This window comes from Bradyrhizobium zhanjiangense, from assembly GCF_004114935.1.
Taxonomy (GTDB): Bacteria; Pseudomonadota; Alphaproteobacteria; order Rhizobiales; family Xanthobacteraceae; genus Bradyrhizobium; species Bradyrhizobium zhanjiangense.
Map to the genome: position 1 here is coordinate 9,180,907 of NZ_CP022221.1, position 15,681 is coordinate 9,196,587.

Annotated in this window: 17 protein-coding genes; 10 read left to right on the forward strand and 7 right to left on the reverse strand. The window is 64.6% G+C overall.

Annotated features, from left to right (window positions below):
* Positions 1–17: 17 nt before the first annotated feature.
* The 7 genes from XH85_RS43885 to XH85_RS43915 all read right to left on the reverse strand — a co-directional run bounded on the left by XH85_RS43885 (position 18) and on the right by XH85_RS43915 (position 5,336).
* Positions 18–731: an ABC transporter ATP-binding protein gene (locus tag XH85_RS43885; RefSeq protein WP_128936907.1), complete on the reverse strand. Its 714-nt coding sequence runs from the start codon at positions 729–731 to the stop codon at positions 18–20.
* On the reverse strand, positions 724–1,491 hold the full coding sequence (locus tag XH85_RS43890) for an ABC transporter ATP-binding protein (RefSeq protein WP_128936908.1): 768 nt from the start codon (positions 1,489–1,491) through the stop codon (positions 724–726). Before XH85_RS43890 ends, XH85_RS43885 begins: the two co-directional genes overlap by 8 nt.
* Positions 1,484–2,428, reverse strand: coding sequence for a branched-chain amino acid ABC transporter permease (locus XH85_RS43895; RefSeq protein ID WP_128936909.1), 945 nt, complete (start codon positions 2,426–2,428; stop codon positions 1,484–1,486). The genes XH85_RS43890 and XH85_RS43895 overlap by 8 nt, the downstream gene beginning before the upstream one ends.
* A complete protein-coding gene (locus tag XH85_RS43900) occupies positions 2,425–3,342 on the reverse strand; it encodes a branched-chain amino acid ABC transporter permease (protein ID WP_091884876.1) in 918 nt (305 codons plus the stop codon). The genes XH85_RS43895 and XH85_RS43900 overlap by 4 nt, the downstream gene beginning before the upstream one ends.
* Before the next feature lie 302 nt (positions 3,343–3,644).
* Positions 3,645–3,863, reverse strand: coding sequence for a hypothetical protein (locus XH85_RS43905; RefSeq protein WP_091884873.1), 219 nt, complete (start codon positions 3,861–3,863; stop codon positions 3,645–3,647).
* A 1-nt stretch (position 3,864) separates the two neighbouring features.
* Positions 3,865–4,521 carry an acyl-homoserine-lactone synthase gene (locus XH85_RS43910; RefSeq protein ID WP_164934754.1) on the reverse strand — a complete coding sequence of 219 codons (657 nt, stop codon included), beginning with the start codon at positions 4,519–4,521 and terminating at the stop codon, positions 3,865–3,867.
* An 86-nt stretch (positions 4,522–4,607) separates the two neighbouring features.
* A complete protein-coding gene (locus tag XH85_RS43915; RefSeq protein WP_128936911.1) occupies positions 4,608–5,336 on the reverse strand; it encodes a helix-turn-helix transcriptional regulator in 729 nt (242 codons plus the stop codon).
* A gap of 168 nt (positions 5,337–5,504) precedes the next feature.
* On the opposite strand from XH85_RS43915, the gene XH85_RS43920 reads away from it, so the two are divergent.
* The 10 genes from XH85_RS43920 (at position 5,505) to XH85_RS43965 (ending at position 15,618) form a co-directional block, all read left to right on the forward strand.
* Positions 5,505–5,681 carry a hypothetical protein gene (locus tag XH85_RS43920; protein WP_091884862.1) on the forward strand — a complete coding sequence of 59 codons (177 nt, stop codon included), beginning with the start codon at positions 5,505–5,507 and terminating at the stop codon, positions 5,679–5,681.
* Between the two features lie 279 nt (positions 5,682–5,960).
* Positions 5,961–6,899: a LysR family transcriptional regulator gene (locus XH85_RS43925; protein WP_091884859.1), complete on the forward strand. Its 939-nt coding sequence runs from the start codon at positions 5,961–5,963 to the stop codon at positions 6,897–6,899.
* A gap of 132 nt (positions 6,900–7,031) precedes the next feature.
* A complete protein-coding gene (locus XH85_RS43930) occupies positions 7,032–7,910 on the forward strand; it encodes a shikimate dehydrogenase (RefSeq protein WP_128936912.1) in 879 nt (292 codons plus the stop codon).
* A 56-nt stretch (positions 7,911–7,966) separates the two neighbouring features.
* Entirely contained in the window at positions 7,967–9,097 is a 1,131-nt protein-coding gene (locus XH85_RS43935) for an ABC transporter substrate-binding protein (RefSeq protein WP_128936913.1), read from the forward strand.
* A gap of 238 nt (positions 9,098–9,335) precedes the next feature.
* Positions 9,336–10,211, forward strand: a complete 876-nt coding sequence (locus tag XH85_RS43940; RefSeq protein WP_128936914.1) for a branched-chain amino acid ABC transporter permease — start codon at positions 9,336–9,338, stop codon at positions 10,209–10,211.
* Complete coding sequence (locus XH85_RS43945; protein WP_128936915.1) at positions 10,208–11,206, forward strand: branched-chain amino acid ABC transporter permease; 999 nt, start codon at positions 10,208–10,210, stop codon at positions 11,204–11,206. The genes XH85_RS43940 and XH85_RS43945 overlap by 4 nt, the downstream gene beginning before the upstream one ends.
* A complete protein-coding gene (locus tag XH85_RS43950; RefSeq protein WP_128936916.1) occupies positions 11,203–11,946 on the forward strand; it encodes an ABC transporter ATP-binding protein in 744 nt (247 codons plus the stop codon). The genes XH85_RS43945 and XH85_RS43950 overlap by 4 nt, the downstream gene beginning before the upstream one ends.
* An 11-nt stretch (positions 11,947–11,957) precedes the next feature.
* A complete protein-coding gene (locus tag XH85_RS43955) occupies positions 11,958–12,695 on the forward strand; it encodes an ABC transporter ATP-binding protein (RefSeq protein ID WP_128936917.1) in 738 nt (245 codons plus the stop codon).
* The gene (locus XH85_RS43960; protein WP_128936918.1) at positions 12,692–13,750 is read left to right on the forward strand and encodes a Gfo/Idh/MocA family protein; all 1,059 of its coding nucleotides are present in this window, start codon (positions 12,692–12,694) and stop codon (positions 13,748–13,750) included. The genes XH85_RS43955 and XH85_RS43960 overlap by 4 nt, the downstream gene beginning before the upstream one ends.
* Entirely contained in the window at positions 13,747–15,618 is a 1,872-nt protein-coding gene (locus tag XH85_RS43965; protein WP_128936919.1) for a bifunctional sugar phosphate isomerase/epimerase/4-hydroxyphenylpyruvate dioxygenase family protein, read from the forward strand. Before XH85_RS43960 ends, XH85_RS43965 begins: the two co-directional genes overlap by 4 nt.
* Positions 15,619–15,681: the final 63 nt, after the last annotated feature.

A 15,681-nucleotide genomic window follows, 5' to 3' on the forward strand; every position in this document is an offset into this window, starting at 1 on the left:
GGGGAGAGAGCGGGGACTCAGATCCCCAAATATTTGTGCTGGAGATCCGGCGCGGCCATCAGCTCGTCGGAGGTGCCGCTCCACACCGTCTTGCCGCGCTCGATGATGTAGTGGCGGTCGCAGATGCGAGCGAGGTGATCGACATTCTTGTCGACCACCAGGATCGACTGTCCGCGGCTCTTGAGCAGCGACAGGCAATTCCAGATCTCCTCACGGATCAGCGGCGCGAGACCTTCGGTCGCTTCATCCAGAATCAGGAGTTTTGGATTCGTCATCAGCGCGCGGCCGATGGCGAGCATCTGCTGCTCGCCGCCGGAGAGCTGGTTGCCCATGTTGGCGGCACGCTCGGCGAGGCGCGGAAACAGCACGTAGATCGCGGCCAGCGTCCAGGGATTGGGGCTGCCGAAGCGATCGGCGGCGGCGGCCACGAGATTTTCGCGCACGGTGAGGTTCGGGAAGATCTGGCGTCCTTCAGGGACGAGGCCGACGCCGAGTTTTGCAATTCTGTACGACGGAAGCTGTCGCACCTCGGCGCCCGCAAAGCGGATCGCGCCTGATCGCGCCGGCGTCAGGCCCATAATCGAGCGGATCGTCGTAGTCTTGCCCATGCCGTTGCGGCCCATCAGCGAGACCATCTCGCCGGGCTTGATCGACAGCGACAGCCCGAACAGCACCTGGGAGAGGCCGTAGCAGGTTTCGATGCCGTCGACGTCGAGCAGCGTGTCAGCCATGATGCGTCACCACATGCTGATCGCCGAGATAGGCGCGCTTGACGTCCTCGTTCTGGCGGATCGCGGCCGGATCGCCGGAGGCGATGACACGGCCGTAGACCAGCACCGAAATGCGATCGGCGAGCGCGAACACCGCCGGCATGTCGTGCTCGACCAGCACGATCGAGACCTCTTTGCGCAGCTCCTGGAGCAGCTTCACCATGCGCTGGGATTCGGTGACCCCTAAGCCGGCCATCGGCTCGTCGAGCAGCAGGAGCTTTGGCTTGCTCGCGAGCGCAACCGCAAGCTCGAGCTCGCGGCGCTCGCCATGGCTCAGCCTGGACACCACGACATCGGCGCGATGCGACAGGCCGACGCGATCGAGCGCGGCATGCGCGGCATCGCGCAGGCCCCTCTCCTTGCGCGCGTTGGCGAAGAAGCGGAACGACGTGCCGGCATGCGCTTGGGCTGCCAGCGCGACATTGTCGGCGGCGGTGAAATCGAGCAGCAGCGAGGTGATCTGGAACGAACGGGCAAGGCCCAGCGCGCAGCGCCGATAGGCCGGCAGATAGGTGATGTCGCGCCCAGCCAGCGAGACGCTACCGGAATGCGGTTCGAGATGCCCGGTGAGCTGGCTGATCAGCGTGGTCTTGCCGGCACCGTTCGGGCCGATGATGGCGTGCAGCTCGCCGCTAGCGACGTCGAGCGAGACGTTGTCGGTCGCGATGATGCCGCCGAAGCGGCGCACCAGCTTTTCGACGCGGAGCAGGGGTTCAGCCACGGCCAGCCCTCCCGAGCGCACCCATGATGCCGCCGCGGCCGAACAGGACGATGAGCAGCAAGAGCGGGCCCATGATCAGCGCCCAGTATTCGGTGATCTGCGACAGGAACTCTTCCAGCAGCAGGAACACCACCGCTCCCATGATCGGGCCGAACAGCGTGCCCATGCCGCCCAGGATCACCATCACCATGAGATCGCCGGAGCGGGTCCAGTACATCACGGCCGGGCTGACGAAATCAGTGTTGTTGGCGAGCAGCGCGCCGGCAAGGCCGCACATCGTGCCGGATATGACGAAGCAAACCAGCTGGTAGCGCTTGGCCGGAAAGCCGATCGCCTGCATGCGCTGCTCGTTGGAGCGCAGACCCTGCACGACGAGGCCGAAGCGCGAATTGACGATGCGCCAGATCAGGAAGATGACGCCAAACAGGCAGGCGAGGCAGAGATAGTAGAACTGCGTGCGATTCGACAGGTCGACCAGCCCCGAGAAGTCGCTGCGCTTGTAGATGGTCAGGCCGTCATCACCACCGTAGCGCGCCAGGCCCGAGGCGACGTAATAGGCCATCTGCGCGAAGGCGAGCGTGATCATGATGAAATAGACGCCGCGGGTGCGCAAAGAGAGCGCGCCGATCACGAGCGCATAGATCGCGGAGGCAGCGAGCGCGACCGGAAACTGAATGAAACCGGAACCTACGCCTTCCTGCGCCAGCATGCCGACGGCGTAGCCGCCGATGCCGAGATAGGCGGCATGACCAAAGCTCATCATGCCGCCAAAGCCCATGATGAGGTTGAGGCTCGCGGCCGCCAGCGCCAGGATGATGATGCGGGTGAACAGCGTCAGGATGAAGATGTTGCCGGTCAGGTGCGAATAGAGCGGCAGCAGCACGAGGCCCACCAGCATCAGGGCCGTGACGGCCTTGCTCACAGTGAAAGCCTTCATCGACGACTGGCCGGAAACAGCCCCTCCGGCCGCACCACCAGCACGATCGCCATGAGGAGGTAGATCAGCATGGACGACAGCGCGGGCGCGGCGGTGGAGGCGGCGGCGCCGCTCAGCACCTGCCGCAGCAGGTTCGGCAGGAAGGCGCGGCCGAGCGTGTCGATCATGCCGACGAAGATCGCGGCGAGGAACGCGCCGCGGATCGAGCCGATGCCGCCGATCACGATAATGACGAAAGCGAGGATCAGGATGTTCTCGCCCATGCCGATCTGCACGGTGAGGATCGGCGCCTGCATCAATCCGGCAAGGCCCGCGAGTGCGGCGCCGAGGCCGAACACCAGCGTGTAGAGCAGCTTGATGTTGATGCCGAGCGCGCCGATCATCTCGCGGTTGGAGGCGCCGGCCCGGATCAGCATGCCGATGCGCGTGCGCATCACGCCGAGATAGAGCAACAGCGCCACCAGTAGCGCGACGACGATGATGGCGAGGCGGTAGGCGGGGTAGTGGATGCCGGGCAGGATCGGCACCGGCACGGTGAGCCAGGCCGGCAGCGGCAGCGCGAGGCCGGCCGGGCCCCAGATCAGCCGCACGGCTTCATTGAAGAACAGGATCAGGCCGAAGGTTGCGAGCACGTGGTCGAGATGGTCGCGGCCATAGAGATGCCGCAGCGCGCTCATCTCGAGCACGATGCCGAGCACCAGCGTCGCGCCCAGCGCCAGCAGCGCACCGAGCAGGAAGCTGCCGGTCCATGCCGCGAAGGTCGCGGCGAAATAGGCGCCCATCATGTAGAGCGAGCCGTGCGCGAGGTTGACGAGATCCATGATCCCGAACACCAGCGTCAGGCCGGCGGCGAGCAGAAACAGCAGCAGGCCGAACTGCAATCCGTTCAAGAACTGTTCGACGACGAGCAGCATCAAGACTCTTTCAGGCGCACGCGGTGTCGCGCCGATGTTCGAACACAGTCGCCATCAGTGAAAGAGCTCCCCCTGCCTGTTCAAGGCCGAAAAATGGGTAATGGCAGTATCGTTCCGAGGCAAGAGCGATTTGACACCAAACATGCACTTTGTTGCATCTCGGCGTGCGCGGCCGAAACCTGCTCGGCAATGCAAAAAGGTTGCCGCGCGGCATGGGGCAACCTGCCGCACCCAAACGATCACCCTCCCCCGGCAGGCCGAGGGAGGGTGCGAATATCGTCGAAATTCGGCGAGAAATGCGTCTAGTGCGACGTCATCTGCTGGGGAAAGTCGTCCGGTTCGGCGAGCACGCTGTTGGCCGTCGAGGCCTCGAGCGCGGCCATCCGGAACAGGTAGGCCAGCGTCGCCAATCCGGAATCGTCCGCCATCTGCGCCAGCTCGAGCGCCATGTCGGACATGTAGCCGAGGTTCTCGTCCTTGGTCTGCGCCATGATCTGGCTGTCCCGCATCAGGTTCGACATCTCAGGCGCTCTTTCGTTGCGCGGCAAGGCCGCGGAGGTTGGCACGGGCAATGCAGTCGATCCGCGGACCGTCCTGCTGGACGACGCTCGTCATTCCGATACGGTCACGCACGACATCGAGCGACTCCTGACGGACCTCGATCGTTGCCGCCATGGTCCAGGAATTTTCCACCAGCGCCGGCAATCCCAGCGGCGTCACGATGAATCCGATGTCGTTGAAGCGCGGCAACCACCACGTCTCCATGACGAGACAGAGACGCTCGATGCCCTGATCGAGACAGAACTCCTGCGCAGCCGCCATCAATTGTAGATTGAACGCGCCGTCGCGGCGCTCGCGCGACACGAAGAAGCGCGACCACTCCCAGACCAGCGGGTCCGACGGGCAACCACGCACCGCCGCGAGATGCGGGAAGACTTCGCTCATCATCGTCGGTCTGGTGGTGGGATACAGGCGGGAGCCGCCGAGCACCCGGCGGTTTTCGAGAGCCAGCAGGTAGACCGCGTCCTCATTGTCGTAGCTATCGATCTCGCGGCCGTCGGGCTTGCGTAGCGCCTCCCATTTCCGCTCCTCGACAAAAATCTCGTGACGAACCCGAAAATACTGTTCGAGAACGTCTTCGTAGAGATGCCGATTGACGGCAGAAATCACATGAATCATGAACTCCCCCATGGCTCGAAATGAGGGGGAGCCTCAGCGAAAAAGGCAAAGTCGACTATTGGGAAATTTCCCAGTAGGCGAGGATTTCAGGGATTGATGATTCTGTGGCGGATCGCGATCGCGACCGCATGCGTCCGGTTGACCGCACCGAGCTTGCGCGCGGCAGTTGCAAGATGCTCTTCCGCCGTGCGTTGCGTGATGTGCAGGATCTCGCCGATCTCCCAGGCGGACTTGCCTTGCGACGCCCAGGCAATCACCTCGCGCTCGCGTGGGGTCAGGCGCATCGACGGATGCGGCACCGGATCGAGCAGACGGCGAATGTGATCGAAGCCGTACATCCCGATCAAGTGCAGCGCCGGCTTGCTGCGCGCGTTGAGATCGAGGTGGACGCCACCGAGCGAGACGCCGGCCTCGTAGCCGGTCAAGCCGTGGATCGGCACGACGAAGCCGCGCGACATGCGGAAATCGGCGGCGCGCCGCATCACCTCCACCGCACCCGGCTCCAGCTCCGGATCGTACGGCGCCTCAGACCACTCGAAAGGGTTCACCGTCTGCCGGCATTTGCGGATCACGGGGTCGACACGGTCGTAGCTCTTTTGGATGTAGAGGTCGAACCACTCCGCCGGCCACTTCTTGGCGAGCACCATCTGGGAAAAGCGTTGATCGGGATTCGGCAAGCCCGTTACGATGATATGCTCGAAACCGTATCGGCCGAACGCGGTTGCAAGCGCGTCCATGGCGTCCGGAACCTTGGTATAGGCTCCCAGGCCTTCGATGAAGTCGAGCGCCTCCCGGCCATAGTCTACGGCGGACATCAGTGCATTTCCTGACTCTCGCCCTGCCGTATAGCACGTATTTGGGGGCTGCCTCAATTCGCTGCTCCCGTAGTTTGCCGGTGTTCCGTCCGCACTGAAGATTTAATCTACTTGTGGAAGAAGTGAGGTCAAGATACACCTGAACGCGTCCGTAGCGGGAAAACCACGATGCAAGACGAGGACATCGCCCTCAACAGCGTGCTCGGCCTGGAATTGAACCGCGTGTTTTTCGCCGTCCGCCAAACGGCAAACAAGCAGAAGATCATCGAGTTCGCGCGCGAGGTGCTGCAAAGCGAGCGCGCGGAGCTGGCGGACAGCCTCTTGCCCGAGGGCCCGGCAAGCTAGCCAACGCAGTTGCAGCAAACGACGCGTCCAGCGCGAGCGACGCCCTTGAACGTGCCGATTTTCGTCGAAACAGTTTGACCATTGCCTTCCCTTCTCCCCTTGTGGGAGAAGGTGGCGCGAAGCGCCGGATGAGGGGTTGTCTCCGCGCGTTCAAATGCGAGAGCTCGCAAGGCGGAGAGAACCCCTCACTCGTCTCGCCGCTTCGCGGCGAGCCACCCTCTCCCACAAGGGGAAAGGGAAGGCCCCCGCCACCACGATCATGCTTCGGATGCCCAGGACATGATGACGCTGCGCCAGGTTGAAGTGATCCGTGCCGTGATGGTGACGGGCACCATCGGTGGCGCGGCGAAGCTGCTCAACGTCTCGGCGCCGGGGATCAGCCGCCTCGTCAAATACACCGAGCGCTCACTCGGCATCCGCTTCTTCCAGCGCCAAAACGGGCGCTACTTCCCGACGCCGGAAGCCGAGAACATCTTCGAGCAGATCAACGGCGTCTACAAGAAGGTCGACGACCTCTCCGAGATCATCTCCAAGATCGGCCGCGGTGGATTGTCGGAGCTGCGCATCGGCTCGGTGCCGAGCATCTCGCAGGTGATGGTGCCGCGCGCGATCGAGCGCGTGCGTCGCCGCTATCCCGATCTCGGCATCGACATCAACATCCTCAAGCTCGAGGAAGCCATCGACTATCTGATGCTCGGCCGCGGCGAGTGCGTAGCGATGAGCTACCGGCTGGAGCATTCCGGGCTCGACTTCATGCCGCTCGCCTCGGGCGAGCTCTATTGCATCGTGCCGCCAGGTCACGAGCTCGCCGGCCGCAAGCAGGTCTCCGCCGCCGAGATCACCCGCTATCCGCTGATCGGCATCGATCCCAACGATCCCTACGGGCGGATCATGGCCGAGATCTTCGCGCGCAACCGGCTCGACTACAACATCACCATCCGCGCGCGCTTCGGCACCACGGTCTGCGCGCTGGTGAAGGCCGGGCTCGGCATCGCCATCATCGACCAGTTCACGGTGGCCCATGGCGGTTATCCCGGAATCGAGCTGTTGAAGATCACCGAGCCGACGCGGTTCGACACCTACATCGCAGTGAAGCGCGGCGCGCCGTTGTCGCTCCATGCCGAGTACTTCATCGACGCCCTGCGCGCTGAGATGCGCGCGGTCGAGCCGTCCCGCGGCAACAGCAAGGCCGGCCCGGCACGCGCGCGGAAGAAATAACATTATGTTAGGTTTGCCGGATAAAAGGGTAATTGTGTTACGCCAGGGAAAGACTATCGTCAGAGCTGGAATTGCGCGGATTTCCCCGCTAATGGCCGGGACCGGACGCTCCCAACGAGACGATAGCGAACCATGTCGAAGCGCGGATACGCCGCCAGCAAGAAGCTTCTCACCGGCCTGATCGGCGCGCCAATCGCGCATTCCGCGTCCCCCGCCATGCATGAGCGCGCCGCCGAGGCGCTCGGCCTGCGCGGCCACTACCAGCTCATTGAAGTGGCCGGCGCCGATGCGACCGGGCTCCGCATGATGCTCGAAGGAGTGCGGCGGCTCGGCTTTGCCGGCGTCAATGTCACTTACCCTTACAAGGAAGCCGTGGTCCCGCTGCTCGACGCGCTGGCGCCGGGCGCTGCCGCCATGGGTGCGGTCAACACCGTCGTCGTCAGGGACGGCCGGTTGACCGGCCACAACACCGACACCACCGGCTTTGCGCGCGCGGTGGCCCCGCTGCTGGCCCCGTCCGCCAATGCCGTCGCCGTGATCGGCGCCGGCGGCGTCGGCAAGGCGATCGCGTTTGCGCTGGCGAGCCTGGACGTGACCGACATCCGCATTTTTGACAGCGAACCTGCGCGCGCCGAGAAACTCGCCTCGCTGCTTGCCAAGCAGGGCGGCACGAGGATGGCCGGAAGCGTCGAGGATGCGCTCGATGGCGCAACCGGCCTCGTCAACGGCACGCCAGTCGGCATGCTGCCGAACCGCGACACGCCAGTGCCGGCGGCGCTGCTCAGGGCAGACCTGTGGGTTGCCGATGCCGTCTATTCGCCGCTGATCACGCCGCTGCTTGCCGCAGCGCGAGAGAAAGGCGCTCGGATCATGACCGGACGCGAGCTCGCGATCTTCCAGGCCGCCGACGCCTTCGAACTGTTCACGGGCCTTGCCCCATCGACCGAGATCATGGGAGAGGCTTTTGATACCGTGATGGCCGCGCGCAGCGCCGCCTATCAGGCAGCTTGAGACGAAGCGGCCGGGCACAAGGCCGCTTGCAAGATTTGAAACGGGAGGAGAGGACGATGAAATCAACGCTACTGGTGGGCGCGCTGCTCACCGCCATGACGGCAACGAGTGCCTTTGCCCAGGCGATCAAGCTCGCCGACGTCGCCGAGCTCTCGGGCGGCGGCGCCACCGTCGGCACCAATTGGAAGAACGGCATCGACCTCGCGATCGAGGAGATCAACGCCAAGGGCGGCGTGCTCGGCCGCAAGCTGGAGGTCACCCACGCCGACTCGCAGTCCAACCCCGGCGTCGCGCGCGCCCAGGTGCAGAAGGCGCTCGACGCCGAGCCCTATGTGCTGCTCGGCCCCGGCTATTCCGGCTCGGTCAAGGTCACCGCGCCGCTTGCCGCCGAAGCCGGCATCGCGCAGATCATGGGCGGCGAGGCCGCCGAGCTGACGCAAGCAGGCAACAAGTTCCTGTTCCGCACCTCGTTCGGCCAGCAATCCTCGATGCCGAAGGTCGCCAAATACATCCATGACGAGATGAAGGCGAAGTCGGTCGCGGTGGTCTGGGTCAACAATGATTTCGGCCGCGGCGGCCGCGACGTCATCGTGAAAGAACTCGACCGGCTCGGCTCCAAGGTGGTCGCCGACCTCTCGACCGAAGCGGGCCAGGCCGATTTCGCCGCCGACGTCGGCAAGATCAAGGCTGCCAATCCCGATGCCGTGTTCGTCTACCTGAACGAAGAAGAGAGCGCGCGCATCCTGAAAGAACTGAAGCGCCAGGGTGTCACCGCGCCGCTGATGGGCGAGACCACGCTGATCGGCCAGAAGGTGATCGAACTCGCCGGCGATGCCGCCAATGGCGCGCGCGGCCATGTCGGCCTCACCACCGACGCGCCGGTCGACCTCATCAAGGCGTTCCGCGAGAAGTTTTCCAAGAAGTACAATTACGTCCCCGATCACAACGGCCTGAAGGGCTATCTCGCCGTCTACATGGTGAAGGCCACCACCGAGAAGATGGGCAAAGTCGACCCGAAGAAGTTTGCCGACACGCTGCACGGTCTGACCATCAAGGCCGCGGACGAGCCGGGCATCCTGATGGACGTCACCTTCAGCGACACCGGCGACATCGACCGCCAGAGCTTCCTGGTCGAGGTGGTCGAAGGCAAGCAGGTGGTGAAGCAGGTGCTGCCGAAAGTGAAGTGAGGGACGTGGTCCTTCACCTCTCCCCGCACCCGTCTCGCCGAAGCTTTAGCGAAGGCGGATGCGGGGAGAGATGTCTCCTCTCCCTCTCCCCGCCCTTCGCGGGGAGAGGGTGGGGTGAGGGGTGCTCCGAGCAGACGGTGAGAAATGATCTTGCCGAGACGGTCCCTCACCCCGCCCTCTCCCCGTAAGAACGGGGAGAGGGAGACGACAGAGCGGGGCTAGGGACACGAGAGGAAACATGTCCAATCTGTTCGATCTTCTGGTCGCGGGACTCGCCACCGGCGCGATCTATGCGCTGGTCGCGGTCGGCTTCACGCTGCTGTGGCAGACCTCGCAGACCATCAATTTCGCGCAAGGCGAGTTCGTGATGCTGCCGGCGTTCCTGATGCTGGCGGTAATGCATGCCGGCGCGCCGTTCTGGCTCGCGATCATCCTCGGCATCCTCTTGTCGATGATCCTGCTCGGCCTCGCCTTCAAGATGCTGCTGGTCGATCCGATGATGCGCCACGGCGTGCTGCCGCTGGCGATCGCGACCATGGCGCTGGCGATCGGCATCAAGGAATCCGTCAAGCAGTTCTTCAGCGCCGAGGCCTCGCCCTTCCCGTCGATCGTGCCGACCGGCGACATCTCCATTCTCGGCCATGCGGTGTCGCTGCAAAGCATCGGCGTGCTCGTCGTCGCTATTCTCGCTGTCTTCGGACTGACGGCACTTCTCAACCGCACCTCGCTCGGCCACCAGATGCAGGCGGCAGCGCAAAACCCGACGGTGGCGCGCATCATCGGCGTTCCGGTCGAGCGCATGATCCTGCTGACCTTCCTGATCAACGCCTTCCTGGTGGCGCTGGCTTCGCTGCTGATCACGCCGATCTATCTCGCCAAATTCTCCTCTGGCGAAGTGCTGGGCCAGGCCGCCTTCATCGCCGCGATCGTCGGCGGCTTCAACCAGGTGCGCGGCGCGATCGCCGGCGGTCTCTTGATCGGCGTGCTCGACAATCTCGCGGCCGCCTATGTCTCGACGCAGTACCGCGCCGCCGTTCCGATGATTTTCCTGATCGCCGTCATCCTGTTCCGGCCGCAGGGCTTGCTCGGCCGCGCCGAGGAGCGCACCGTATGAGCGGCTTCGCCAAACCCCTGAAGATCGCGCTCGGCCTTGCTGTCATCGCTGCGCTGATTATCGTTCCCATGAACTTCAACCGCTACGGCCTGTTCATCCTGAGCCAATGGGCGGTGATGAGCATCGCCGCGATGGGCCTCAACCTCACGCTCGGCTATGCCGGCCAGGTCTCGCTGGCGCAGGGCGCGTTCGTCGGCATCGGCGCCTATGCGGCGGCGATCATGACCACCCATGGCTGGCCGCTGCCGGCGGCGATACTGGTCGCGATTGCCTCAAGCTTCGCGGTCGGCTGGGTGCTCGGCTATCCGGCGTTGCGCGTGCAGCATCACTACCTCGCCTTCGTCACGCTCGCCTTCTCCACCCTCGCCTTCCTGGTGTTCCGCAACGAGAGCTGGCTCACCGGCGGCATCTACGGCATCTCCAACATCCCGCGCCCGCACATCTTTGGGCTAGCGACCAACAAGCCGCTGCCGTTCTACTATGTCTGCCTCGGCTCGCTCGCGATCGTGTCGCTCGCAGTGTGGTGGCTGATCCGCTCGCCCTGGGGCCGCGCCTTCATGGCGCTGCGCGAAAACCCGCTGCGCGCGCAATCGCTCGGCGTCGACACCCGCCGCTACACGTTGATGGCGTTTGCGATCGGCTCGGCGCTTGGCGGCGTCGCCGGCGCACTCTATGCGCCGCTGACGCAATATATCGATCCCGTGCCGTTCAACCTGTCGCTCTCACTCGATCTGCTGATGATGGTGATCGTCGGCGGTGCCGGCTTCTATTTCGGCCCCTTCCTCGGCGCGATGATCGCCGTGCTGCTGCCGGAATGGCTGCGCTTCACGGAGGGCTATTATCTCATGCTCTACGCAGTCGCCGTCATGCTGCTACTGATCTGGTCGCCAACCGGCATTTTGGGAATTCTCGACCGCGCCATGGCGGCACGGCGGACCAAGGCAGCGTCCGCGCTGCGTGCCGTCGCAAAATCCCGCCTGGAGACGGTGCAATGAACGCGGTCCTCGAGGTTACGAATATCAAGAAGAACTTTGGCGGCATCAGCGCCGTCGACGGCGTCTCTTTCGATGTGCGCGAGGGCGAGATCCTCGGCCTGATCGGCCCGAATGGTTGCGGCAAGTCAACCCTGTTCAATTGCATCCTCGGCCAGCTCACGCCATCGGGCGGCGAGGTCAAGCTCGATGGCAAGCTGGTCACGGGATTGCGTCCCTCCGAGCTCAACAAGCTCGGGGTCAGCCGCACCTTCCAGCTGTTGCAGGTGTTCCCAAAGCTCTCGGTGCGCGAGAACCTGATCCTCGCGGGCCAGGAGCACCAGGGCAACATGGCCTCGCGACTGGTCGGCCGCTCCGATGCCGGGCTGACTGAGGCCGCCAACCAGATGATCGGCTTTTTCAAGCTCGACCATCTCGCGGACGAGCCGGCCGGCGGCCTCTCCTATGGCCAGCAGAAGCTGCTCGATGCCGCCATGGCCTTCATGGGCGGCCCGCGCCTCGTGCTGCTCGACGAGCCCGCCGGCGGCGTCAACCCGTCGATGCTGGCGGACCTCAAGGACCGCCTGGTCGCGATCAACCGCGAGAAGAACGCCACCTTCGTCGTGATCGAGCACAACATGGAATTCGTGATGTCGCTGTGCTCGCGCGTCATGGTGATGGCGGAGGGCAAGGTGCTGGCGATGGGACGGCCGGACGAGGTCCGGAAAAACCCCGCCGTGATCGAAGCCTATTTGGGTCATTGAAGGAGCGGACCATGAGCGACCCGATCCTCTCGGTTCACAATCTCGTCGGCGGCTACGGCAAGATGACGATTTTGAACGGCACGACCTTCGCCGTACCTCAAGCCACGATCACGACGATCATCGGCCCGAACGGCGCCGGCAAGTCGACCGTGTTCAAGGCGATCTTCGGCCTGCTCAAGCTGCGCGAGGGCAAGATCAGCTTTGCTGGCCGCGACGTCACGAACTTGAGCCAGCGCGCGCTGCTCAATGCCGGCATCTGCTACGTGCCGCAGGGCCGCAACATCTTTCCCGAGCTGTCCGTGCGCCACAATATCGAGCTCGGCGGCGTCGCTGCCGGGAAGGGCCTCGACCTGCCGAGGCGGATCGAGGCGGCACTCGACCTATTCCCGGCGCTGCGGCGGAAATCGACGCAGCAGGCCTCCACGCTCTCCGGCGGCGAGCAGAAACAGCTCGAGATCGCCCGCTCGCTGCTGCTCGAACCAAAGCTGGTGCTGATCGACGAGCCTTCGATCGGCCTGTCGCCGCTGATGGTGCAGCAGACCTTCGACATTCTCAAAAGCTTGCGCGACCGCGGCGTCACGATCCTGATGATCGAGCAGAATGCCCGCTCGGCGCTGGAGATTTCCGACATCGGCATCGTGCTCGAGCTCGGCCAGACCCGCATGATCGACGACGCCAAGCGCATTCTGAACGATCCCCGCATCGGCCAGCTCTTCCTGGGCGGTGCCATGGAAGAGAGCGCGGCATGAGCGCCAAGATACGCATCGCCGTTGCCGGCGCGGGCCTGATCGGCCGCCGCCATATCGAGCTGATCGAGGCATCGCCGGATTGCGTGCTGGCCGGCATTGCCGATCCTTCGCCGGCCGCTGGCGATTTTGCGCGGGCGCACAACACACCCTGGTATGCCGATCATCGCGCATTGCTGGAGCAGGAGAAGCCGGACGGGGTGATCATCGCCTCGCCGAACACGCTGCATCTGCCCATGGCGCTCGACTGCGCCGCGGCGGGCGTGCCGGCGCTGATCGAAAAGCCGGTGACCGACAGCGTCGCAGCGGCACGTCGCCTCTGTGAGGCGGTCAAGCGCAGCGGCGTGCCGATGCTGGTCGGTCACCACCGCCGCCACAATCCGATCATCAAGTCGGCCCGCGAGGCTGTCGCGACCGGCAAGCTCGGCCAGCTCACCGCCGTGGCCGGGCTGTGGCTGCTGAAGAAACCCGACGATTACTTCGAGGTCGCCTGGCGGCGCGAACAGGGCGGCGGGCCGCTGCTGATCAATCTGATCCACGACATCGACAATCTCCGCTTCGTCTGCGGCGAGATCGCCGAGGTGCAGGCGCTGACGTCAAACAAGGTGCGTGGCTTTGCGGTCGAAGACACCGCCGCGCTGCTGCTGCGCTTTGCCAATGGTGCGCTCGGAACGGTGACGGTCTCCGATGCAACGCCGGCACCCTGGAGCTGGGAGCTGACGGCGGGCGAGAACGCGGTCTATCCCAGACAGGACCAGCCCTGTTACGTCTTCGCAGGCACCAACGGCTCGCTGTCGGTGCCGACCATGGAGCTGTGGTCGTATTCAGAAAATCCCGGCTGGCACGCGCCCCTGGTTCGCGAGCCCGTCGCACTCTCCGCTTACGATCCGCTCGCCGAGCAGCTCAGACATTTCCAGGCCGTGATCGCGGGCCGCGAGCAACCGCTGATCTCGGTCGAAGATGCGATGGGCACGCTCGCGGTCGTGGAAGCCGTAAGCGAAGCCGCGCGCACGGGACGCACGGTATCGCCGGGCCGGATCATGGAGCAGGCAGCATGAACAAGCGCTCGATTGCAACGGTTTCCCTCTCCGGCGCACTGGACGAGAAGCTCCGCGCCATCGCAGCCGCCGGGTTCGACGCGGTCGAGATCTTCGAGAACGATCTGCTGTCGTTCGGCGCCAGCCCGCGCGAGGTCGCGCGCCTCTGCAAGGATCTCAATCTCGAGATCTGCGCGTTCCAGCCGTTCCGCGATTTCGAAGGCATGCCGGAGCCGCAGCGTTCGCGCAACTTTGCCCGCGCGGAGCGCAAGTTCGATTTGATGCAGGAGCTCGGCACCGATCTCCTGCTGATCTGCTCCAACGTTTCGCCCGCCTCGCTCGGCGGCATCGACCGCGCCGCGGACGATTTTCGCGAGCTCGGCGAGCGTGCGGCGAAGCGTGGCTTGCGCGTCGGCTACGAGGCGCTGGCCTGGGGACGCCATGTCAACGACTACCGCGATGCGTGGGAGATCGTGCGCCGCGCCGATCATGCCGCGATCGGCATCATCCTCGACAGTTTTCATGCGCTGGCTCCGGGATTTCCGACGCGCGCGATGGCCTCGATCCCCGGCGACAGGATTTTTCTGGTGCAGCTTGCGGACGCGCCAAAGCTCGAGCTCGACATCCTCTCCTGGAGCCGGCACTTCCGCTCCTTCCCCGGCCAGGGTGACCTGCCGGTCGGCGAGTTCATGGCGGCGGTCGCGGCGACCGGCTATGCCGGGCCGCTGTCGCTGGAGATCTTCAACGATCAGTTCCGCGCCGGTTCGGCGGCGCAGACCGCGATCGATGGCCTGCGCTCGCTGATCCTGCTCGAGGACCAGCTCGCACCAGATTGGCCAAAGCTCGCCCACGAGCCGCTGGCGCCGAAGGCCGGGAGCTACGGTACCGGCTTCGTCGAATTCGCCGTCAACGAGACCAAGGCGGGCGAGCTTGCCCGCCTGTTCGCGCAGCTCGGTTTCCGCAAGACCGGCAAGCACCGCAGCAAGGCGGTGGAGCGCTGGTCGCAGGGCAAGGTCGAGCTGGTGATCAATTGCGAGACCGACGGCTTCGCGCATTCGCATTACGTCACCCACGGGCCCGGCGTCTGTGCGATCGCGCTCGACGTCGACAATGCGGGCCTTGCCATGCAGCGCGCCGAAGCGCTCAAGGCGCGCACCTTCTATCAGCCGGTCGGGCCGGGCGAGCTGGAGATCCCGGCGATCCACGGCGTCGGAGGCAGCCTGCTCTATTTCCTGGATCAGGCCGGCAAGAACTGGGATACCGATTTCGAACCGGTCGCGAGCGAGACGAGCGCGGATGCACTGCTGGCGGTCGATCACATCGCGCAATCGATGCCCTATGACGAGATGCTGTCCTGGCTGTTGTTCTACACCGGCATTCTCGACCTGACGCGGCTGCCGCAGATGGAGATCGCCGATCCCAGGGGGCTGGTGCAGAGCCAGGCCATCATCAACGCAGACCAGAGCCTGCGCTTCGTGCTCAACGGTTCGTCCGCCAACCGCACACTGCCGTCGCGCTTCATCTCGGAGTTCTTCGGCTCCGGCGTGCAGCACGTCGCGTTCTCGTGCCGGGACATCTTTGCGACGGTCGCGGAGATGCGCAAGCGGGGCGCGGATTTCCTGGACATCCCTGACAATTACTACGACGACATCGAAGCCAAATACGACCTCGCGCCCGAGCTGATGGCGCAACTGCGCGCCAACCACATCCTCTACGACCGCGAGGGTAACGGCGAATTCTTCCAGGTCTATACCCACATCTTCGACGAGCGCTTCTTCTTCGAGATCGTCGAACGGCGAAACTATCAGGGCTTTGGCGCGGCCAATGCCGGCATCAGGCTCGCAGCGCAGGCCCGCGAAGTGCGCCCGTCGAGCGTGCCAAGAGCGTAGGTGTCTTCGCCTCTACCCGCCTGCGGGGAGAAGCCGACGCGCGTAGCGCGGCGGGTGAGGGGC

Excerpts from the sequence above, each read along its gene's own strand:
- XH85_RS43945 (WP_128936915.1), top strand. The coding sequence starts at position 10,208 with ATGAGCGGCTTCGCCAAACCCCTGAAGATCGCGCTCGGCCTTGCTGTC.
- XH85_RS43930 (WP_128936912.1), top strand. The coding sequence starts at position 7,032 with ATGTCGAAGCGCGGATACGCCGCCAGCAAGAAGCTTCTCACCGGCCTG.
- XH85_RS43915 (WP_128936911.1), bottom strand. The coding sequence starts at position 5,336 with ATGTCCGCCGTAGACTATGGCCGGGAGGCGCTCGACTTCATCGAAGGC.
- XH85_RS43905 (WP_091884873.1), bottom strand. The coding sequence starts at position 3,863 with ATGTCGAACCTGATGCGGGACAGCCAGATCATGGCGCAGACCAAGGAC.
- XH85_RS43910 (WP_164934754.1), bottom strand. The coding sequence starts at position 4,521 with ATGATTCATGTGATTTCTGCCGTCAATCGGCATCTCTACGAAGACGTT.
- XH85_RS43955 (WP_128936917.1), top strand. The coding sequence starts at position 11,958 with ATGAGCGACCCGATCCTCTCGGTTCACAATCTCGTCGGCGGCTACGGC.
- XH85_RS43895 (WP_128936909.1), bottom strand. The coding sequence starts at position 2,428 with ATGAAGGCTTTCACTGTGAGCAAGGCCGTCACGGCCCTGATGCTGGTG.
- XH85_RS43965 (WP_128936919.1), top strand. The coding sequence starts at position 13,747 with ATGAACAAGCGCTCGATTGCAACGGTTTCCCTCTCCGGCGCACTGGAC.
- XH85_RS43935 (WP_128936913.1), top strand. The coding sequence starts at position 7,967 with ATGAAATCAACGCTACTGGTGGGCGCGCTGCTCACCGCCATGACGGCA.
- XH85_RS43940 (WP_128936914.1), top strand. The coding sequence starts at position 9,336 with ATGTCCAATCTGTTCGATCTTCTGGTCGCGGGACTCGCCACCGGCGCG.
- XH85_RS43920 (WP_091884862.1), top strand. The coding sequence starts at position 5,505 with ATGCAAGACGAGGACATCGCCCTCAACAGCGTGCTCGGCCTGGAATTG.
- XH85_RS43950 (WP_128936916.1), top strand. The coding sequence starts at position 11,203 with ATGAACGCGGTCCTCGAGGTTACGAATATCAAGAAGAACTTTGGCGGC.
- XH85_RS43925 (WP_091884859.1), top strand. The coding sequence starts at position 5,961 with ATGATGACGCTGCGCCAGGTTGAAGTGATCCGTGCCGTGATGGTGACG.
- XH85_RS43900 (WP_091884876.1), bottom strand. The coding sequence starts at position 3,342 with ATGCTGCTCGTCGTCGAACAGTTCTTGAACGGATTGCAGTTCGGCCTG.
- XH85_RS43885 (WP_128936907.1), bottom strand. The coding sequence starts at position 731 with ATGGCTGACACGCTGCTCGACGTCGACGGCATCGAAACCTGCTACGGC.
- XH85_RS43960 (WP_128936918.1), top strand. The coding sequence starts at position 12,692 with ATGAGCGCCAAGATACGCATCGCCGTTGCCGGCGCGGGCCTGATCGGC.